This window comes from Candidatus Melainabacteria bacterium RIFOXYA2_FULL_32_9, from assembly GCA_001784615.1.
Classification (GTDB): Bacteria; Cyanobacteriota; Vampirovibrionia; order Gastranaerophilales; family UBA9579; genus UBA9579.
On sequence record MFRQ01000142.1, the window covers coordinates 8,672 to 28,197 of the forward strand.

Here is a 19,526-nt window from a genome sequence, read left to right on the forward strand (position 1 = left end):
GTTATTTCTTCTCTAATCACGTTAATATTTGGGTTTGAATTAATTAATTCTGTGATTTCTTGAGCAAATAATTCTCTATCAACAGCAAGGGCATTTCCTGCCGGAACTCTGCATTTATCTGCAATATTCATTAAGAAAGAATCTAGAATTCTTAATTCCTGCTTTAATAGTCCACTTGCAACTTCCATATCATTTGATCCAAGACTATTGCTGCATACTAATTCTCCCAAATTCTCCGTATGATGAGCCCCTGTAGCCTTGTTAGGGCGCATTTCATACAAATCAACTTTTATGCCTTGTTTGGCTAATTGTAAGGCAGCCTCTGTTCCGGCTAATCCTCCACCTATTACTATTATTTTCAATTTTTATAAGTTTTCTAGTTAATTAATTGTATTTAATATATATTAAATTTAGTGTGGTGCCAATGGTAATGTATCATTATAATTTGACATATATACAAAAGTATACAAAATCCAAGGTGTAAACCATTTTGAACCCCCATCAAGTAATGTTTTTATTGCTTCTTTCGAATTTTTGACTTTTATGAGGCCTCGGTTAGAGGTTAAATTATCATAGACATCGCAAATCATAACTATTTGGCTATATAAGCTTATTTGCTCACCCGATATTCCATAAGGATAACCGGATCCATCATTTTTTTCGTGATGTTCAAGAGCAACTAATGCTATACTTTCCGATAATCTCATTTCTTTTTTTAGTATTCTGTATCCCACTTGAGGGTGTAATTGGATTAATTTTGATTCTTTTGATGTTAAAGCTTGTTTTTCTACAATTTCTTTTGGGATTTTTAGTTTCCCAATATCGTGTAGCATTGCTGCCAATGCAACATCTTTGATTTGTGAATCATTAAGTTTTAATTTATAAGCTAGAGCTGTACTTAAAACAGCAACGTTAATACCATGAGTATAGTTGTACTCTCCATAAACTTTTAACTGTGATTTATATATCAGGTCGTCTATGGTAAGCAAAGTTTCTTCTACTATTTGATCTCTTACATCTAGATAAATATCTTTGCTGTCTTCTGCACTATCTCCAATCACAGTGTTAATAGCTTTTTTATAATCATTCTTGATAGATAATTGAGATTTTACAGGTATACAACTTAACTCATTTTCATATGTTATATGTTCAAAGGGGATAGAAGATTTTGGTTCGTCATCTCCTCCTTCATAATCTAGTTTATGTTTAGTTTCTTCTAGCTTTTTTTCGTATTCATGAGCTAATTTTTCTTTTTCAGGATCTTTGGGTTTTGTTTGAGACTTTCGTCTTTTTGGTTCTTTTATCTGAATTTCTTCAAGATATATTTCATCTTCATCAGTAGATTCTTCAATTATATCTTCTTCAGATTCTACATCCTGATATTCGATGACATCTTCTTCTAGTTCTTCTCTGACATCAGCATATAAGGAGGAAACGTATCTCAGCTTAAGCAACTTACCAGGAGTGATTTCCTCTCCTGCTCTTAAAATTATCTCTTCATTTTCATTGTATAGATCAAAAGGAAGAATCTTATAACTTGATATTTCCTCGACTGAAATTAACCGCAATTTTGAACTCCTTCAAAATTTAATGTAAATATTATAACTATTTTGTGAAAAATATAAATTTATATTTTATTCCCACTCAATTGTACTTGGGGGCTTAGAAGAAATATCATAAACTACTCTATTAATTCCTTCAACTTCATTTATTATACGACTTGAAATCAATCCTAACAAGTCATAAGGAATTTTCACCCAATCTGCTGTCATGCCATCCAGGCTGTCTACAATTCTGAGTGCTGCAACGTTTTCGTAAGTTCTTTCATCCCCCATTACGCCCACAGACTTAACTGGGAGTAATACTGCGAATGACTGCCAGATTTTATCGTACAAATTGGCTTTTTTAATTTCTTCAACCACGATTGTATCTGCTTTTCTGAGAATTTCAAGTCTTTCTTTTGTTATCTCACCTATAATTCTTATAGCCAGACCTGGCCCTGGAAATGGTTGTCTGTTAATAATTTCAAGAGGAATATCAAGTTCTTTTCCGACTAATCTGACTTCATCTTTAAAAAGTTCTCTAAATGGTTCAACTAACTTTAGATTCATTTTTTCCGGTAAACCGCCTACATTATGATGGCTTTTAATAGTTACAGAAGGCCCTTTAAATGATACGCTTTCAATTACATCAGGATACAAAGTTCCTTGAGCTAAGAATTCTACATTTTCGATCTTTTTAGCTTCTTCTTCAAAAACTTTAATAAATTCAAATCCGATTGTTTTACGTTTTTGCTCAGGATCAGTAATATCTTTTAAAGCATTAAGAAATCTTTCTTCTGCATCTACATAAATAAGGTCTATGTGAAAATTATTTCTAAAAACATTGACTACTTTTTCTGCTTCATTTGCTCTTAATACACCATTATTGACGAAAATACATTTAAGTTGATCGCCAACGGCTTTATGTAATAAGACTGCTGCAACTGATGAATCAACGCCACCGCTTAAGCCGCAAATTATATTTTTATCACCAACTTTTTCTCGAATTTCTTTAATTTGAGTTTCAATAAAGCTTTTCATATTCCAATTTGAGTCACATTGGCAGGTTGAAAATATGAAATTTCCTAAAATTTCTATTCCATTATTTGTATGTGCTACTTCCGGATGGAATTGAACCCCGTATAGCTTTCTCTGATAATCAGCAATTGCAGCAAAAGGAGTATTATTGCTCAATGCTAATTGGGTAAAACCATCTGGAACCTGGTCTACTTTATCCCCATGACTCATCCAGACTGGTAATTCAGATGCATCGATATTATCAAATAATCCGGTAGTATTTTTAATCTCAATAACAGCTCTTCCATATTCTCTTTTGTTAGAATAGCCAACTTTACCGCCTAACAAGTGAGACATAAGCTGCATGCCGTAGCAGATTCCTAATACTGGAATACCTAAAGAAAATATTTCTTTGCTGCAAATTGGTGCATCCTGATCATATACACTTGATGGACCGCCTGATAGGATTATTCCCTTTGGGTTAAATTTTATTATTTCTTCTAAACTGTAATTAAACGGGTGAATTTCGCTATATACTTTTTGTTCTCTTATTCTTCTTGCAATTAGTTGTGTATATTGAGAGCCAAAATCTAAAATAAGAATTTTATCTAAATTACCTACTTCCAGCATTATTCCATCCTCATGTCCGCTAATTACTATTTAATCCAGTCTATAATTGGGTGCTTCTTTGGTTATAATTACGTCGTGTACGTGACTTTCTTTTAGTCCAGCCTGAGTGATTTTTACAAATCTGGATTTTTCTCTTAATTCCTGTAAATTTTTTGCTCCAATGTACCCCATACCTGATCTTAAGCCACCAATAAGCTGATATATGCTTGATGATAAGCTGCCTCTATATGGTACTTTTCCTTCAATTCCTTCAGGTACAAGCTTTACATCATTATCTTCATGGCTTTGGAAATATCTGTCTTTGCTGCCTTTTTTCATAGCACCGATTGATCCCATGCCACGATAGAGTTTATAACTTCTTCCTTGATAAAGGATAGTTTCTCCGGGGCTTTCTTCTGTTCCTGCGAATAGGCTTCCAATCATTACTGAGCAGGCACCTAATGCTAAGGCTTTTACAATATCACCTGAATATTTGATACCGCCATCTGCAATTATAGGGATGTTATACTTATTAGCGATTTTTTGAGATTCCATAATGGCAGTAACCTGAGGTACGCCAACTCCGCTAACAATTCTTGTTGTACATATTGATCCTGGACCTACTCCAATTTTTATAGCATCAACTCCCGCTTTAATTAGAGCTTCTGCTGCTTCTCCTGTTGCAATATTTCCTGCAATTAATTGTATGCTTGGAAATATTTGTTTCACTCCTCTAACAGCGTTTACTACATTTTGGGAATGTCCGTGCGCTGTATCTATGCAAATAACATCGACCCCTACGTTAAGTAAGGCTTGAATTCTTTCATCTCTATCATTTGCTGGGCCAACTGCCGCACCTGTTCTTAGTCTTCCTAAATTATCTTTACAGGAATGAGGATACTGTATTGCTTTTTCAATATCCTTAATCGTAATTAAGCCTTTTAGTTCGTAATTATCGTTTATAACAAGGAGTTTTTCTATTTTATTTTTATGTAATAGTTTTTTAGCTTCTTCAAGAGGGGTTCCAACAGGAGCTGTAACCAAATTTTCTTTGGTCATTACATCTTCTATTTTTTGTCCCAAATTGGTTTCAAATCTTAAATCCCTGTTTGTTAAAATACCCACTAACTTACCATTTTTAGTTATTGGGAGTCCTGAAATAGAGAATTTCCTCATTACTTCAAGAGCTTCATATATTTTTTGCTCAGGATCCATCGTAATTGGGTCTGCTATCATACCGCTTTCGGATTTTTTTACTTTTTCTACTTCGAGCGCCTGCTCTTCTATAGACATATTTTTATGTATAATGCCTAAACCACCTTCTCGCGCAATGCTAATAGCAAGCCTTGAGTCAGTTACAGTATCCATTGCAGCACTGATAATTGGTATATTTAAATCTATCGATTGTGTTAATTTTGTTGATATATTGACGTCTTTTGGTAATACATCAGATTCCTGAGGCAAAAGCAGGATATCATCAAATGTCAGCCCTTCTATAATTTTGTTGTCGATCATATTCCACTCCCACTATTGTAAAGTATTTAATATTTATAACACTTATTTAAGTTTTTGTGTATTTTTATACAAAAAATCCTCTTATTTAGAGGATTTTAGTTATTTGCATTGTCGTCTTGCTCAAAGATTGAGTTGTAGACATTATCAAAGCGTTTGTCTTCCATTGAGGCAATCAGCTCATCGATATTTTTTATTTTATCTAGAGCAAATGATATTTCAGCGGTTAGAACGCATTCATTGCAAAGTAGATGTTCATTGTAAGTTACTGATCCTGCAAGAAACTTTTCTTCACCGCAGCACTGGCATTGAAAGCTTTCATAAGCTGATTCTGGTGATTCCTCAATATCATCGATTTTCATCTGTTCTACGGTTTTTTGAAGAGATTCTATGACTTCCAGGTTTTTTTCTTTATTCATATCGAATTCCTTTTTTATAGTATTAACTAAAACTACAAATGTGTAAAGTTTTAGCAAATAAATGTTAAATAAGATTTGTTGTGTCTGGTTTTATTTTGTATTGTTAAATCCTGACAGTAAGAAGTATCTAATATTGTCTTATATTCCACATATAAGGCTATACTAAATTATACTATTTATAATTAAATTAGGCTAATTTAAGCTACTAAATCTAAACCTATTCTAATTTTTTTAGCTTCTTCTTGTACTTCCGGATCCAGTAATGAATGTAGTGTTGATTGTAGTTTATCAGCTAGAAGTTCAGCGAGTGTTCTCTCTCCAAGAACAAAATCTGGGCCAATAACATCCTTCCCTGCTTTTATATAATTATTAATAGTGTTTTTATCTGACATCATAATAGTCCTGGGATCAGGGCTTCGATATCCCTGAAACGGGATATTATTTTTTAGTAGGATTAAGCGAGATATAGAGTTGGTCATGATAATAACCTCCTCAGTCTTAATAATTGTTTAACGATCAGTATATGAGAGCTATATGGGAAATATTGTTTTGTTTTATTTTTAGTATTAGAGGTATTCATAGTTTAATGTTATATAAAGGTTGTTAGAATTTTATGAGTAATATGTGAAAGTTTAGTAAGAAAAGTGAAATTAAATAAAAGAAATTTATTAAGCTAATAATATAAGATAGTAATAAATATGCTAAAATGTACAGGTGGTGGTATTCTGGCAACTTGATGGAGGATTATTTTATTAAAGTATACGGCAAATTAACTGGTCTTAAAAAAAGTCAGATTTCACAATTAGAAAAATTGTATAGAAAAAAGATTCAGGCTAATCAAATTATTACATTTGAATTGGCTGAAACGATAGCAGAAATTAGTCATGAAATAAACAAAGAAGTCGCTATTATTATAAATAGACGAGGACAGATAATAAATATTACTGTTGGCGATGCTAGTAGTATAAGTCTTCCCAAATTTAAAAATGTAAGAGAAGGCATATCCCGATTATGTGGTCTCAGATGCATTCATACTCACCCTGATGGTAGTTCAAAATTAAGCAAACTTGATTTAACAGCTTTAGCAGGCTATAGATTTGATGCTATTGCTGCTATTGGGGTTGATCCTGAAAGTAAATTCAGTAAAAAGTTTGGAGACAATCCTAAATTTGCTGATTCTATAGAAATTGCACATTTAGTGCCGGGTAAGGATGAAGCAGGAAATCTCTGGAGAATTATAGGTCCAACTACTGTCAGAAAAGCAAGTCTGGAAGATTTTGAAAAGCAACTCGAAGAGATCGAATATGAGTTTTCAAAAAGTGATAGTCTAATTATATCTTCAGATGAAGAAAGGGCTATATTAGTTAGTTTACAGACTCAGGAACTAAGTGACTTTCAGACAAAAGACTCCTTATTTGAACTTAGTCAACTAGCTATTACAGCAGGAGCTGAAGTTTTGGGAGAAGTTGTTCAGAAAAAAGCTACTCCTGATTCTGCGACTTATATTGGTTCAGGAAAAGCCAAAGAAATAGCTCTTTTAGTTCAGGAAAAAGCGGCTAATATCGTAATTATTGATGATGAACTTTTACCAAGGCAGCAGAAGACTTTAGAAGATATTATCGGAGTCAAGACTATAGATAGAACCGAATTAATTCTTGATATTTTTGCTCAAAGAGCTAAAACCAGAGAAGGAAAACTTCAGGTAGAACTTGCTCAGTTAAAATATTTATATCCACGCCTTGTTGGAGCAGGTTTATCATTAAGCAGGCAAGGTGGCGGAGGAATTGGTGGTGGAATTGCTACCAGGGGCCCTGGTGAAACTAAGCTGGAAATTGATAGACGTAGAATTAGAGAAAAAATCAATATTCTTGAAGCAGAAGTAGAACAGATAAAAGCCCAGAGGAATTATCAAAGACGTCAGAGACAAGCTAATAAGGTTCCTGTTGTTTCTATAGTCGGATATACAAATGTAGGTAAATCCACATTGTTAAACGCTTTATCAGATTCTGATGTGCTTGTCGAGAATAAACTTTTTGCTACTTTAGATCCTACTATCAGAAAAATTAAGCTTCCCGATTTATCTACTGCCCTATTAACAGATACAGTTGGTTTTATACAAAGGTTACCGACTTCTCTTGTTGCTGCATTTAGAGCAACATTAGAAGAAACTTCACAGGCTGATGTGATAGTGCATGTGATTGATCCGATTCATCCGGCATGTAATGAACATATAGATACTGTTTATGAAATTTTAGTAGAGTTAAATGCTTATGATAAGCCTATAATTACTGTAATTAATAAGTCTGATCTTATTAAGGATGAAAGTGTTCTTGATGAATTGCTTGATAAAGTTCCTAATCCTGTTACTATTTCAGCTCTCAACAGAAAAGGATTTGGAAAACTGTTGATTAAAATTCAGCAAATCCTTGCTGAGCAAAAAACTCCTGAGTTAAGGACGTAAATATTTACACATTTTTTCATATGTCATCACGAGGTGGCTAAGCCACTCTTCTCAGTCATCAATCCTTCTAATAATACGCAATGCCATCACGAAGTGCACTATCATTAGTCATCAATCATAGTCTAATTACCAAGATTAATGAATTTAAAAAAGGTGACTGTATCACCGTGCTGATCTTTCCAATTCTGAATAATAGCTTTTAATAGTAAAATAGATAGATTGCCACAGATTCCTTCGGAATCTTCGCAATGACAATGGGTGTTTTTTTGATTAATGCTGTATATTTTTTATTTTCTGGATAATTTCTTAGTTCAAAATTAATATTTTTGTTCCACATTTGTATCTTTAAATTGAAATTTCTTCGCAGTAAAATAGGGTTGCTTAGAATATGAGTGTTTTTATCGTTGTCTAATTCAGGAGTTTTTTGAAAATTGAAAGCAGCTGTTTATAAACAAAAAAAAGTCGAGGTTGTTGATATAAATAGGCCTGTATTAACCGATAATGGGGCTATTATAAAAGTGCGCGGTTGTGGGCTTTGTGGTTCAGATATTGTGAAATATAAAGAAGATCTTGTTCCAACAGGCACTGTTTTAGGGCATGAAGTAGTAGGCGAAATTGTAGAATTAAGAACAGAAAATGAGAATTTCAAGGTTGGTGATAAAGTAGTACTTGGACATCATGTTCCTTGTTTTCAATGTAGATATTGTAAAAATGAAAGTTATTCAATGTGCAGGAATTTTAAGGAGTCTAACATAATTCCTGGCGGGTTTGCCGAGTATATTTATGTATCAGCTGCTCATTTAGATAGTACTATTTTTAAAATTAATGGTGAATTATCAGATATAGAGGCGTCTTTTACTGAGCCTGTGGCATGTTGCTTAAGAGCTATTAAAAGAGCAAATATCGGTGTTGGCGATAATGTATTTATCATTGGTCTTGGCTCTATTGGTTTAATTATGGGACAACTGGCAAAGCATTATGGTGCCAGAGTTGCAGGATGTGATTTATTAGATGAAAGAATTTCTTTGGCACTTGAGCTGGGATTTGATGAGGCTTATAAATATACAACTCTTGAAGAAACCAGAAATCTTTATATGTTGAAAACTAACCATATAGGTGCAGATAAGGTATTTCTTACTTCCGGTAGTTTAAGTACGATACCTTTAGCTGTAAGTTTAGTAATAGATGGAGGAGTGGTAGTTGTATTTGCCAGTGTTCCTTCTGAAGAAGGAGTGTTTGCCAATAATGACATTTATTATAGAGAATTAACAATAATGGGCAGCTATTCTCCCTCTCCACAGGATTTGTGCGATTCGTTAAATCTTCTGAAAAATAATATAATTAAAGTAGGCAATTTTACTACGGCTTACGATTTAAATAAAATAGATGAAGCAATTAATGACACGGTAACAAATAAAATAATTAAGGCGTATATTAAGCTATGACAACAATGAATGCAGTACTCTTTTATGAACCGGGAGTTGTTAAGTATAAAGAAATTGATGTTCCTGATTTAGAAGTTGGAGAGGTTTTAGTTAAAGTTGAAACGGCACTTACTTGTGGGACTGATATTAAAACTTATAAAAGGGGTCATCCTCTTTTAATCAAGACAGTACCTTCAGGTTTTGGGCATGAATTTGCAGGTATAATCGACAAAGTAGGCAGCGAGGTGACAGATTTTAAGATAGGACAGCGTGTCGTTGCTGCTAATTCTGCTCCCTGCGATAATTGTTATTACTGTAGAATACAAAGATATAATTTGTGTGAAAATTTGAATCTTTTAAATGGAGCTTATGCTGATTACATAAAAATTCCGGCGCAAATTGTAAAACATAATTTGCTGACAATTCCTGACAATTTATCATTTGAAGAAGCTGCATTTACTGAACCACTTGCTAATGTAGTACATGGAGCAGAAAAATCCGATATTATTCCTGGGTCAACTGTTGGAATTGTTGGACTTGGGCCTATTGGGCTTATGTTTGTCAGACTTGCTAAATTAAAAGGTGCAAGGGTTATAGCATGTGGGAGAAATCCTCTTAAATTAAAACTTGCTAAAGAATTTGGCGGAGCTGATGAAGTTATAAATCTTCGAGAAGTTTCTAATCCTAAAGAAGTTATTATGTCATTAACTCCGGAAGGAAAAGGACTGGATTTAGCAATTGAGGCGGTTGGTCTGCCTGAGTTATGGGAAGCCGCAATAGATCTTACCAGAAGAGGTGGAACCGTTCACTTCTTTGGAGGATGCAAGTCTGGAACTAAAATTGAACTTGATACAAGACGAATTCATTATGATGAAATTAAAATTATAAGTATTTTTCATCATACTCCTTATCATGTGCGTGAAGCGCTAAGGTTGATAAGTGAAGGTCTTGTCGATGTTAAACAATTAATTACTCATAAAATGCATATTTCTCAGATAGATGATGCAATTAAACTCCATCAGGAAGGTAAAGCTATAAAAGTTGCATTAAGAACATAAAAAAAGAGGCAAAAGCCTCTTTTTTTATGTTTATTATTTGTAATTAACTTACAGTTATTTCTTCTTGAACTTTTTCTTTAGCAGTATTTTTGAGGTCTCTAATACTCAATCCGATTCTGTGTTCTTGTGGAGTGAATCTTTTAATTAATACTTCAATTTCCTGACCAACTGTTAATTCGTTGAATGGATTTATATTTTGCTCATCAGACATTTCAGCTGCAGGAAGTAAAGCTTCTACTCCAGGGAATATATCAATAAATGCACCAAAGTTAGTGATTTTATTAACTATACCTTTAACAATCTGTCCTTCTTCAAATTTACCCTCAATTTTTACCCATGGATTTTCTTCCATTCTCTTGAGGCTTAAGCTAATTCTATTGAGCTCAGTATCAATTTTTAGAACCTTAACTGTAACAGATTGACCTAAAGCTAAGATATCAGAAGGATGTTTTACACGTTGCCAGGACATTTCAGAAATTGGAAGTAATCCGTCAATGCCTTTAATGTCAATGAATGCACCGAAATCTGCGATTCTAACTACTTCACCTTCGACTATCTGATCAACCTCGAGGTTTGCAATTACCTTTTCTACAACTTTTTCTCTTTCTTCAGCCAGAGCCAATCTTTGGCTAAGAATTAATTTATTTCTCTTTGGATCAGCTTCTAATATTTTAGCTGGAATATCCATACCGATAAGCCCGTCGTGAGGAGTGCCGGTTCTTAATTGGCTGGAAGGAATGAAGCCTCTTAGACCAAGAACTTTTACTAATACGCCGCCTTTAACTAATGATATAACTTTTGTTTCAATAGTTTCATCTTTTTGACGAAGTTCTTCAAGTTGGGACCAGCTTCTGGCTTGAGAAACTCTCTTTAATGATAAAGTTAATTGTCCATCTTCATTTTCTTCTCTGAGGATGTAGAATTCTTTCTTTTCTCCAACAGATACTATTTCTTCCGGATTTTCAAACGGGAGATTTGAGATTTCTTTGAAAGGAACACAAGCTTCAGTCTTGCCACCAATGTCAACGAGTAACTGACTTTTTTCGATTTTTACTATTACCCCTAGTACTACCTCAGCAACCTTGAAGTTGTAGTCAAAAGATTCCATTAAAAGTTTTTCGAATTCCGTTAAATTGCCTGATTCAATTTTGTCAAGAGCTTTAATCACTGTTTTTATTCTCCTATTCTTTCAATAACTTGATCGATTATAAATCCTGGAGTAGATGCACCTGCCGTAATGCCTATTTTGCTAGTTATATTAATTAAATCCTTATAGGTATCCAGTTCTTTTTCTGTTTCTATATGTATAGTTTTTTTTATTTGACTTACAATCTCTGCCAGATGAGTAGTATTAGCACTTGATTTACTTCCAACTATTATCATAAGTTCAACTTCTTTTGCAAGTGTCATTGCTTCTTGTTGTCTTTTAAATGTTGCTGAACATATAGTATTATAGACTTTTAATTCTGTAGAATATTCAGCAATAATAGGTAAAATTTTCTTAAAATTACCATGTGTCTGTGTTGTTTGAATTACAATGCCAATTTTTTTTGACTTTTTAATTGTACTAAGATATTTCTCTACCTCCTCTTCTGAAGATATCACAATAGCTTCATTTTCTGAACATAAATCTGCGTGAGCCTTTATTGCAATAACCTCGGGGTGATCCGGTTTTCCTATTATAATAACTTTATAGCCTTCTTCTGCTAGGGATCTGGCTTTATTTTGAACTCTCTTTACATCAGGACAAGTCGCATCAATTATCTGGCATTCTTTTTGTTCAAGCTCCTGTATAGTTTGGGGAGTTACTCCATGAGTTCTTATTATGCATATTCCATTTAACTTTTCAGGTATAGTTTCAATAGTATGAATGCCAATACTACTCAGATATTCGATTACCTGAGTATTATGAATTAACTGACCTAATATATAAACTGGAGTACTGGGATTATCTTCCTTGATCTTGACTGATAAGTCTACAGCTCTTTTTACCCCGTAGCAAAAACCAGCATGATTAGCTAATTTAACATTTTTTGAAACCAATTTCAGAGTGGTTCAGCTCCTGTTCTATAGATTTAGAAAGAACATTAATTAGAATAAACTATTTATAATGCATTTCCATAATATAGCTTATATCATGCGAAAAATTAAATTTCAAACAATTTTTTGCTGAGCTTTGTTGCTTAAATCTGGTAAATCTTTTGTATATGTCGTTCTATTCAGATTATGTTCAGTTATATTTTGTAAAAAAAGAATTTAAGAAAAAACTTTAAGTATGTTTGTACATTTTAAAATTATATACGTGAAAAATATTGTTACCCCGTTAAATTGGAGTTTCTATTTATTGCATACTTAATATTGAAAATAAGCCTGCAATAACATACCCTCCTGAGCTTATAGGACATCCTACTATTACTCTGGCACAAAAGTTGTAGATACTTGTGAGTTAGTCTGTAGGAGCCTTTGTTTCATGTCAATTTGTTGAAACAGCAGCGACGGAAGGGATATACTAACTCTTCTTAAATTAGGGTGTCAATCTACTAGTTTTATTGTGATTATTTTATTTAACTAGTTTACTGGTTTTAATGCAACTTATGGATGATTCTTATTTTGTAGTATATCTTATATAATTTAAAATAATTATGAATATAGCTTTAATACAAAGTTAAATTTATCCTCAGGAGGCTGGAATTAAGTGTTTAGAGGAAAATTGAAAAAAATTTATCTTATTTTATCAATAGTTTTAATTAGTAATTTAAGTGTAAATGCTGCAAATGCACCCGATGATTTTTATTCTGCAAGTTATCTTCAAAATCAGGGACATTCTAAAGATGCCATTAGGTTAGTTGAAATACAGAAATTTCGTGCAGAAAATAAAGAACTTCCAGTGGTTGATACTAGATATAAGATTGGAACATGGCATTTGCCTCAAAAACCTTCTGCTTTTTTGAGGAATTTGATTTATGAAAAAGATCCTACCTTATATTTAAATGAATTTGGCACTTCTGAAGAGTAAAATTTGTAAATTAAGTTAGAGCCGCTGTGAATCACAGCGGCTCTAAAATCATATTTCTTTATTATTGTATAAAACTTAGTGCTGAAGATAAGTCAATCTTAATTGCGCTTAATTCTGATAAAGAGATAAATGGAGATGCCAAAACGCCTATTAAAATTACAGCAGTAACTGTAAAACCAAGAACAATATTTAAAGTTTTAGAAGGGGAAATTACAGGTTCCTGAGAAAGTTCTTGAGTTGGTCTTAAGAACATGGCTTTTACAATCTTTAAATAATAATAAACAGCTATTGCTGTGTTAATTAAAGCTATTATTAATAACCAGGTATATTGAAAACCAGCGAGAGCGACTGCTTGGAATAGATAAAACTTTGCAAAGAAGCCTGCTGTAATTGGGATACCTGCAAGTGATAATAAGCAAATAGTTAATCCTGCAGCTAAAACAGGCTGCTTAAAAGCTAACCCGTTAAATGCTTCAATAGAGTCTTTTCCTGTATGGTTAATATGTATTTCTATTGCAGTCCAGGTGCCAAAATTAGTAAATAAATATGCAATTAAGTAAAAAATCATGCTTGAAATGCCGGCTTGTGTGGCAATAGCTAGTCCTACAAGTATATAACCAGCTTGTGCGATAGAACTGTAAGCCATAAGTCTTTTGATATTGGACTGGTTTATTGCTATTAGGTTACCTATCGTCATTGTGAGTATGGCAATAACTGCTATACTGAGACTCCATATCGGTATTATTCCCAGGAATATCGTTAAAGTTCTTATAATAACAGCAAATCCTGCTATTTTTGATACAACCGAAAGGAATGCTGCTACTGGAATGGGTGCTCCCTGATATACATCTGGAGCCCAAGTATGGAAGGGTACTGCAGCTAGCTTGTATCCTAGTCCACCTAAAACAAGTAAAAATCCTATTATTAAGACAGCATTTGCGTTGTATCCAGACAAATAATTAGATATGGTGACAAAGTTTGTTTCTCCTGTTATTCCATAAATAAACGAAAAACCATAAAGCAGTACAGCACTAGAAGCTGCGCCAATAACCAAATATTTTAAAGCAGCTTCATTACTAAGTTTATCAAGTTTTGTATAACCACTAAGAGCGAAGCAGGATAAACTTAGTGTTTCCAATGCTACAAAAAGCATAATAAGATCACTTGCTCCGGCTAATAACATTGCTCCTAGCGCTGCAATTAGAATAAGAGTGTAAAATTCCCCTATACTATTGCCATATCCTGATACATATTTCTTAGACATTTGTATAGTTATTATGGTTCCAATTAGGATTAGTATTCTAAAAAGTATAGTGAATGTATTAGATGTGAAATTATTCCATAATGCATTAATTTCGGCAAAAAATGGCATATAACTAAAAGAAATTAATGCTAAGAGTGCCCCTAATGAGCTTACAATATAGATGATATTTTGTTTTTTATTAGGTAATGTAAAAGTTAATACGGTACAAGCAATAATAAGTAGACTTATTATTGCTTCAGGGAGTAATGCATATCTTATATCTAATAATAGGTCCATTTTTCACTCCTGTTTAAGCCAAAATATTACTAATGATACTATTTATTGTTGGAATAAAGATATTTGTTAATCCTCTTGGGAATAAGCCAAATACAGTTATTACAAGGACTAATGATAATAATATTACTATTTCGTGTGGTGTTATATCGTGAACTGATTTCCATTTTTCAAACATAGTTCCAAAGAATACTCTTTGCAGCATCCAAAGAAGATAGGCTGCAGTCAGTATAACTCCTATAGCAGCAATTATAGTTAATACTTGTATGCCAGCAAAAGATCTGGATATAAATGCGCCGTAAAATGTCAGTGTTTCTGCTGCAAATCCGATTAATAACGGTAATCCCAAACTTGCCAGGGCAATAATCATTGAAAAGTAAAATATTCTTGGTGCAACATAACCTAAGCCACCAAGCTCAGATATGATTCTTGTATGAGTTCTAAGATAAATAACTCCGACAATCATAAAGAGTCCCGCACTTATTACTCCGTGAGCAATCATTTGAAAAACTGCTCCTGATACTCCGGCTATATTTAGTGCCCCTAGGCCTAAAAGTACAATTCCCATGTGACTGATACTACTATAAGCAACTAGTTTTTTGAGATCTTCCTGTACTAATGCTATAAGTGCAGCGTAAATTATATTAATAACCCCTAAAACTACTAATATAGGGGCTAAAACTTTGATAGCCTCAGGTAAAATCTGTAAATTCATCCTGATTAATCCGTATCCTCCCATTTTCAGGAGTATTCCAGCAAGTAGCATACTTATGGGTGTTGGTGCATCAACGTGCGCATCAGGGAGCCATGTGTGAAATGGCACTACAGGCAATTTTACCGCAAATGCAATAAAGAAACCCAGAAATGCTAATATCTCAAAGGTTAATGGGTATGTATAAGCTTTTGGGGCTGCTAAAATTCCTAAATCAAATGTTAATACCCCAGTTTGATTATAATGGTAAAAGTAAACTGCCAATATTGAGGCTAACATAAAGATACTACCGAGGAATGTATAAAGAACAAATTTAATTGCTGAGTATTCTTTTCTTCCAGATCCCCAAATTGCAATCAATAGATACATCGGAATAAGTTCAAGTTCCCAGAACAAGAAAAATAAAAATAAGTCTTTAGATGCGAATACACCTAATATTGCACTAGTTAATATAAATATCAATGAGTAGTAAAGTTTATGCTTTTTAGTGATATTAAACTTACTTGCAATACAGGCTAAAAGGACTAAAAATGTAGTTAATATAACTAATATTAGAGATAATCCGTCTAATCCTAAAGAAAATTTAATTCCAATAGGCTGTATCCAGTTAAATGATTCTAAAAACTGATATCCGGATTGTGTAGGATTAAAAAATACCAGAAAAAATAGTGAATATATGAATAAGAATCCTGCGTATCCTTTAGCAAATCGTCTAATTGCTACTTCATGATTTGGAAACCATGGTCCACCAATTATAATTGCCGCTATTAATGGTGCTAATACTAATATTGTTAGTGATAATAAGCTCATATTTTACCTCATCAGAATAACCATTGAACTAAAAGCGATATTGTTATTAATGTAATACCACCAAACAAAATAGTGGCATAAGTTTCCACGTTACCATTTTGTAGTAGTCTTAATATTGAACCTATTGAACTTGTTACATATGCAGTAAAATTAACAATTCCATCTATAATATTTTTATCAAACCAAGACATTAATCTTGATATTGGTACAAAAGCGCTTCTTACAAATGCATAGTATGCATCGTCAATGTACCATTTATTAAATGATAAGTTATAGGCTGGTCTGAGCTTAGCTGTTAACTTATCTAAATCAATTTTAATTTTAACTCTATCCCAGTACAGTACTGCTGCAATAGTAAATCCTATTAATGCAACTAATAGTGATATTATAGGAATAAATAACCCTTCTGGATGTCCTGCTACTCGATGTATAGGACTTATGAATTGATCAAAAGACATTATTCCATGGAGTTTACCACTTAATACAAAACCTATAATTGCTGATGGAATGGCAAGAATTATCAGTGGTACATACATAATTGGTGATACTTTATGAGGATGAGCATGCCCTCTATATTCACCTTCAAAAGTCATAAAGTAGCTTCTAAACATATAGAATGAGGTCATACCAGCTATAACAAGGGCGATAATAAATAAAAGCCACTTATTATGTTCAGCTATGCCGATAAATATTTCATCTTTTGACCAGAATCCGCTAAGAAAGATGCCTGATATTGCCAGTGTTCCGATTAAATATGTATATGCAACAACGGGCATATGCTTTCTTAATCCACCCATATATCTCATATCTTGCTGATCAGTTAATCCGTGAATTACAGCACCTGAACATAAGAATAACATTGCTTTAAAGTAAGCATGTGTCATAAGATGGAAGAGCCCTGCTGAGTATGCACCGACTCCCATAGCTAGAACCATATATCCTAATTGGCTACAAGTTGAATATGCAAGTACTCTTTTTAAATCAACTTGAGTTATTGCAATAGTAGCAGTTATAAATGCAGTGATTGCGCCTGTCCAGGCTATGATATTCATTATAGTCGGTGATAATTCAAATATAGGATAAGCCCTTGCGATTAAATAAACACCTGCTGCTACCATTGTTGCAGCGTGAATTAACGCACTTATTGGAGTAGGACCTTCCATTGCATCAGGTAACCAGGTATGAAGTGGAAATTGTGCACTTTTTGCGACTGGGCCCAAGAATATAGCAAATGCAATTAGCCCGAATATAACTGGTCCGGCTGCCTTTAAAACTTGCTCTGCAGCTGGTGCAAGCGATGTAAAGCTTAAATATACCTCATTATTAGTAGCCCACCAGTTAAGTGAGAAAAATAAAAACGCTATAATTCCGATTAATAGGCCAAAATCCCCAATCCTATTCATTATAAATGCTTTTTTTGCAGCATCAGCTGCTGAGGGTCTTCTATACCAGAAGCCTATTAATAAATAACTTGAGACTCCGACTAATTCCCAGAAAATGTATATTTGAAATAAGTTGGTACTTAATACTAATCCTAGCATTGAGAAGTTAAATAATGCTAAATATGCAAAAAATCTATGAAATCCTTCATCATCATGCATATAATTGTAGGAATAAATTTGTATTAGTATACTTACTGATGTTACTACCATAAGCATCATTGCTGATAAATTATCTATCAGCCATCCTACAGAAAGATTAATATCCCCTGCACGTAACCAGATGAAATTATGTTCATAAGTTGCGCCAGTATGCGCTAAACTCCAGGCAAGAATAAAACTGGAGAATATTAATCCTATACCAGTCGCTCCAACTGTAAGCAATGTGCTTATTTTTCTATTTTCATAAACTGCCAGATTCTGCCCAAATACGATAATTAGAAAGACCCATAAAGGAAGGGCAGCTATTATCCAGGCATTTTCGACAAAGAAGTTCATATTAGACTATCCTTTTAACATTTTATACTCTTCAACGTCTACCGTAGGCTTATTTCTATACAATGCAATTAAAATTGCCAAGCCTAAAGCTGCTTCAGCCGCAGCAATTGCCATAACAAAAATAGCAAAAATCTGACCTTTTAATTCACTAAGGTCAGAGTAATTTGCAAAAGCGACAAAATTTATATTAACAGCATTGAGTAAAATTTCTATGGACATTAAAACCTTAATTACATTTCTGGATGTAATTAGTCCAAGTATTCCAATACAAAATAGCATTGCTCCTAGTATTAAATAGTGTGTTAAACCGATTACCATAACTCTACTCCACTCAAAATCGTTTTTTATTCTTTAAGCTCAGTCGTTGGGTTGACCAGATTGTCTTCATCTTTTCTTGCTATTACTACAGCACCTAATATTGCAGCTAAGAGTAACAGTGATAAAACTTCAAAAGGCAAAATATATTTTGTGAATAAAGCCTTACCTATTATTCCAGCGGTGCCTTCTGCTTTAATTGTTTTAACAGCTTCAATATTTTGTGCTTGTACGTTGAATATTCCAGTTTTTTCACTAAATTGTTTAAAACCATTTGTTATAGCAAATGAAATTCCAAGAAATATGCAGCCGCTAATTAAAAGTGCAAACAACGTTCGTGGCGCTTTTACTATCCATAATTTTATGTCTGATTCTTTGCTGGTAAGCATTATTGCGAATATTAATACAATTGTTATTCCTACTCCATAGATGATTATTTGTGATATTGCAACAAAATCAGCATTTAATAATACAAATATTCCTGCTACAGATAAAAATGTTACTATTAATGATACTGCTGAATATACTATACTTCTTGAAAATATAACTCCCAAAGCCGAGACCATTAAAACTAAAGATATGATCAGAAAAAATAAAGTATAAATTATGTCCATAATATTCTTTTTGACTCCCTAAGCATCTTTTTCGAGCATTTCGCTCCATTTGTTTGATTCTTCTACAGACAACAAAAGTCTTTTTTTATCATAAACCAGAGCTTCTCTGGAATAATCTGCTAATTCAAACTCATTAGTCATAATTAAAGCACCTTTTGGACAAGCTTCCGTGCAGTTGCCACAGAATATACAACGGCCAATGTCCACTGTGAACTTGGTAACTACTTGTTTATTGTTTTCATCTTTCTGTGTTTCAACGTGAATTAAATCACCACAAGGACAAACTTTAGTACAGCATTTGCAGCCTGTGCACATTTCTGTTCCATCAGGATTACGTGTTAATGCAAGACGTCCATGGTATCTTGAATTCAATTCAGGTTTTTTTTCAGGATATTCAAGAGTTATTGCAGGTCTGAAAGCATGTTTTGCAATGGTGTACATTCCTCTTGCAATTTCTGTTACACCGCTTATAGTCTTGATTAAGATATTATCACTCATATTTTTTACCATAATATTATTCACCTAATTAGGAAATATATGTCTG

17 protein-coding genes and 2 pseudogenes (2 of these 19 running past the window's edge) are annotated in these 19,526 nt (G+C 33.3%); 4 read left to right on the forward strand and 15 right to left on the reverse strand.

Going from position 1 to position 19,526, the window contains the following annotated elements; translation table 11 throughout:
• The 6 genes and pseudogenes from A2255_08520 to A2255_08545 all read right to left on the reverse strand — a co-directional run.
• Window positions 1-362: pseudogene (locus A2255_08520) on the reverse strand (methylenetetrahydrofolate--tRNA-(uracil(54)-C(5))-methyltransferase (FADH(2)-oxidizing) TrmFO); it reaches 955 nt to the left of the window's first position.
• A 48-nt stretch (window positions 363-410) separates the two neighbouring features.
• Complete coding sequence (locus tag A2255_08525; protein OGI17608.1) at window positions 411-1,568, reverse strand: hypothetical protein; 1,158 nt, start codon at window positions 1,566-1,568, stop codon at window positions 411-413.
• 66 nt (window positions 1,569-1,634) lie between these two features.
• Window positions 1,635-3,188 carry a glutamine-hydrolyzing GMP synthase gene (locus A2255_08530; protein ID OGI17609.1) on the reverse strand — a complete coding sequence of 518 codons (1,554 nt, stop codon included), beginning with the start codon at window positions 3,186-3,188 and terminating at the stop codon, window positions 1,635-1,637.
• 30 nt (window positions 3,189-3,218) lie between these two features.
• Window positions 3,219-4,682 carry an IMP dehydrogenase gene (locus A2255_08535; protein ID OGI17610.1) on the reverse strand — a complete coding sequence of 488 codons (1,464 nt, stop codon included), beginning with the start codon at window positions 4,680-4,682 and terminating at the stop codon, window positions 3,219-3,221.
• Between the two features lie 95 nt (window positions 4,683-4,777).
• On the reverse strand, window positions 4,778-5,098 hold the full coding sequence (locus A2255_08540) for a hypothetical protein (protein ID OGI17611.1): 321 nt from the start codon (window positions 5,096-5,098) through the stop codon (window positions 4,778-4,780).
• A 197-nt stretch (window positions 5,099-5,295) separates the two neighbouring features.
• Complete coding sequence (locus A2255_08545; GenBank protein OGI17612.1) at window positions 5,296-5,577, reverse strand: hypothetical protein; 282 nt, start codon at window positions 5,575-5,577, stop codon at window positions 5,296-5,298.
• A gap of 257 nt (window positions 5,578-5,834) precedes the next feature.
• On the opposite strand from A2255_08545, the gene A2255_08550 reads away from it, so the two are divergent.
• The 3 genes from A2255_08550 (at window position 5,835) to A2255_08560 (ending at window position 10,041) form a co-directional block, all read left to right on the forward strand.
• On the forward strand, window positions 5,835-7,559 hold the full coding sequence (locus A2255_08550; protein OGI17613.1) for a GTPase HflX: 1,725 nt from the start codon (window positions 5,835-5,837) through the stop codon (window positions 7,557-7,559).
• A gap of 431 nt (window positions 7,560-7,990) precedes the next feature.
• A complete protein-coding gene (locus A2255_08555) occupies window positions 7,991-9,004 on the forward strand; it encodes a hypothetical protein (protein ID OGI17614.1) in 1,014 nt (337 codons plus the stop codon).
• Window positions 9,001-10,041 (forward strand): hypothetical protein, encoded by a 1,041-nt coding sequence (locus tag A2255_08560; GenBank protein OGI17615.1) that lies wholly within the window; start codon window positions 9,001-9,003, stop codon window positions 10,039-10,041. The genes A2255_08555 and A2255_08560 overlap by 4 nt, the downstream gene beginning before the upstream one ends.
• Before the next feature lie 43 nt (window positions 10,042-10,084).
• Here A2255_08560 and A2255_08565 read toward each other — a convergent pair whose 3' ends face one another.
• Complete coding sequence (locus A2255_08565; GenBank protein OGI17616.1) at window positions 10,085-11,209, reverse strand: hypothetical protein; 1,125 nt, start codon at window positions 11,207-11,209, stop codon at window positions 10,085-10,087.
• A 5-nt stretch (window positions 11,210-11,214) separates the two neighbouring features.
• Window positions 11,215-12,084 (reverse strand): 4-hydroxy-3-methylbut-2-enyl diphosphate reductase, encoded by an 870-nt coding sequence (locus A2255_08570; protein ID OGI17617.1) that lies wholly within the window; start codon window positions 12,082-12,084, stop codon window positions 11,215-11,217.
• 652 nt (window positions 12,085-12,736) lie between these two features.
• On the opposite strand from A2255_08570, the gene A2255_08575 reads away from it, so the two are divergent.
• Window positions 12,737-13,057: a hypothetical protein gene (locus tag A2255_08575; protein OGI17618.1), complete on the forward strand. Its 321-nt coding sequence runs from the start codon at window positions 12,737-12,739 to the stop codon at window positions 13,055-13,057.
• A 61-nt stretch (window positions 13,058-13,118) separates the two neighbouring features.
• On the opposite strand, the gene A2255_08580 is transcribed toward A2255_08575, so the two are convergent.
• From A2255_08580 to A2255_08610, 7 genes and pseudogenes are all read right to left on the reverse strand, one after another.
• On the reverse strand, window positions 13,119-14,597 hold the full coding sequence (locus tag A2255_08580) for a hypothetical protein (protein ID OGI17619.1): 1,479 nt from the start codon (window positions 14,595-14,597) through the stop codon (window positions 13,119-13,121).
• A 13-nt stretch (window positions 14,598-14,610) separates the two neighbouring features.
• Complete coding sequence (locus A2255_08585) at window positions 14,611-16,116, reverse strand: hypothetical protein (GenBank protein OGI17620.1); 1,506 nt, start codon at window positions 16,114-16,116, stop codon at window positions 14,611-14,613.
• A gap of 11 nt (window positions 16,117-16,127) precedes the next feature.
• A complete protein-coding gene (locus A2255_08590; GenBank protein ID OGI17621.1) occupies window positions 16,128-18,053 on the reverse strand; it encodes an NADH-quinone oxidoreductase subunit L in 1,926 nt (641 codons plus the stop codon).
• Between the two features lie 6 nt (window positions 18,054-18,059).
• Complete coding sequence (locus tag A2255_08595; GenBank protein OGI17622.1) at window positions 18,060-18,371, reverse strand: NADH-quinone oxidoreductase subunit K; 312 nt, start codon at window positions 18,369-18,371, stop codon at window positions 18,060-18,062.
• Window positions 18,372-18,397: 26 nt separating this feature from the next.
• On the reverse strand, window positions 18,398-18,982 hold the full coding sequence (locus tag A2255_08600; GenBank protein ID OGI17623.1) for a hypothetical protein: 585 nt from the start codon (window positions 18,980-18,982) through the stop codon (window positions 18,398-18,400).
• Window positions 18,983-19,000: 18 nt separating this feature from the next.
• Window positions 19,001-19,492 carry a hypothetical protein gene (locus A2255_08605; protein OGI17624.1) on the reverse strand — a complete coding sequence of 164 codons (492 nt, stop codon included), beginning with the start codon at window positions 19,490-19,492 and terminating at the stop codon, window positions 19,001-19,003.
• A gap of 16 nt (window positions 19,493-19,508) precedes the next feature.
• A pseudogene (locus A2255_08610) lies at window positions 19,509-19,526 on the reverse strand (hypothetical protein); it runs 897 nt beyond the window's last position.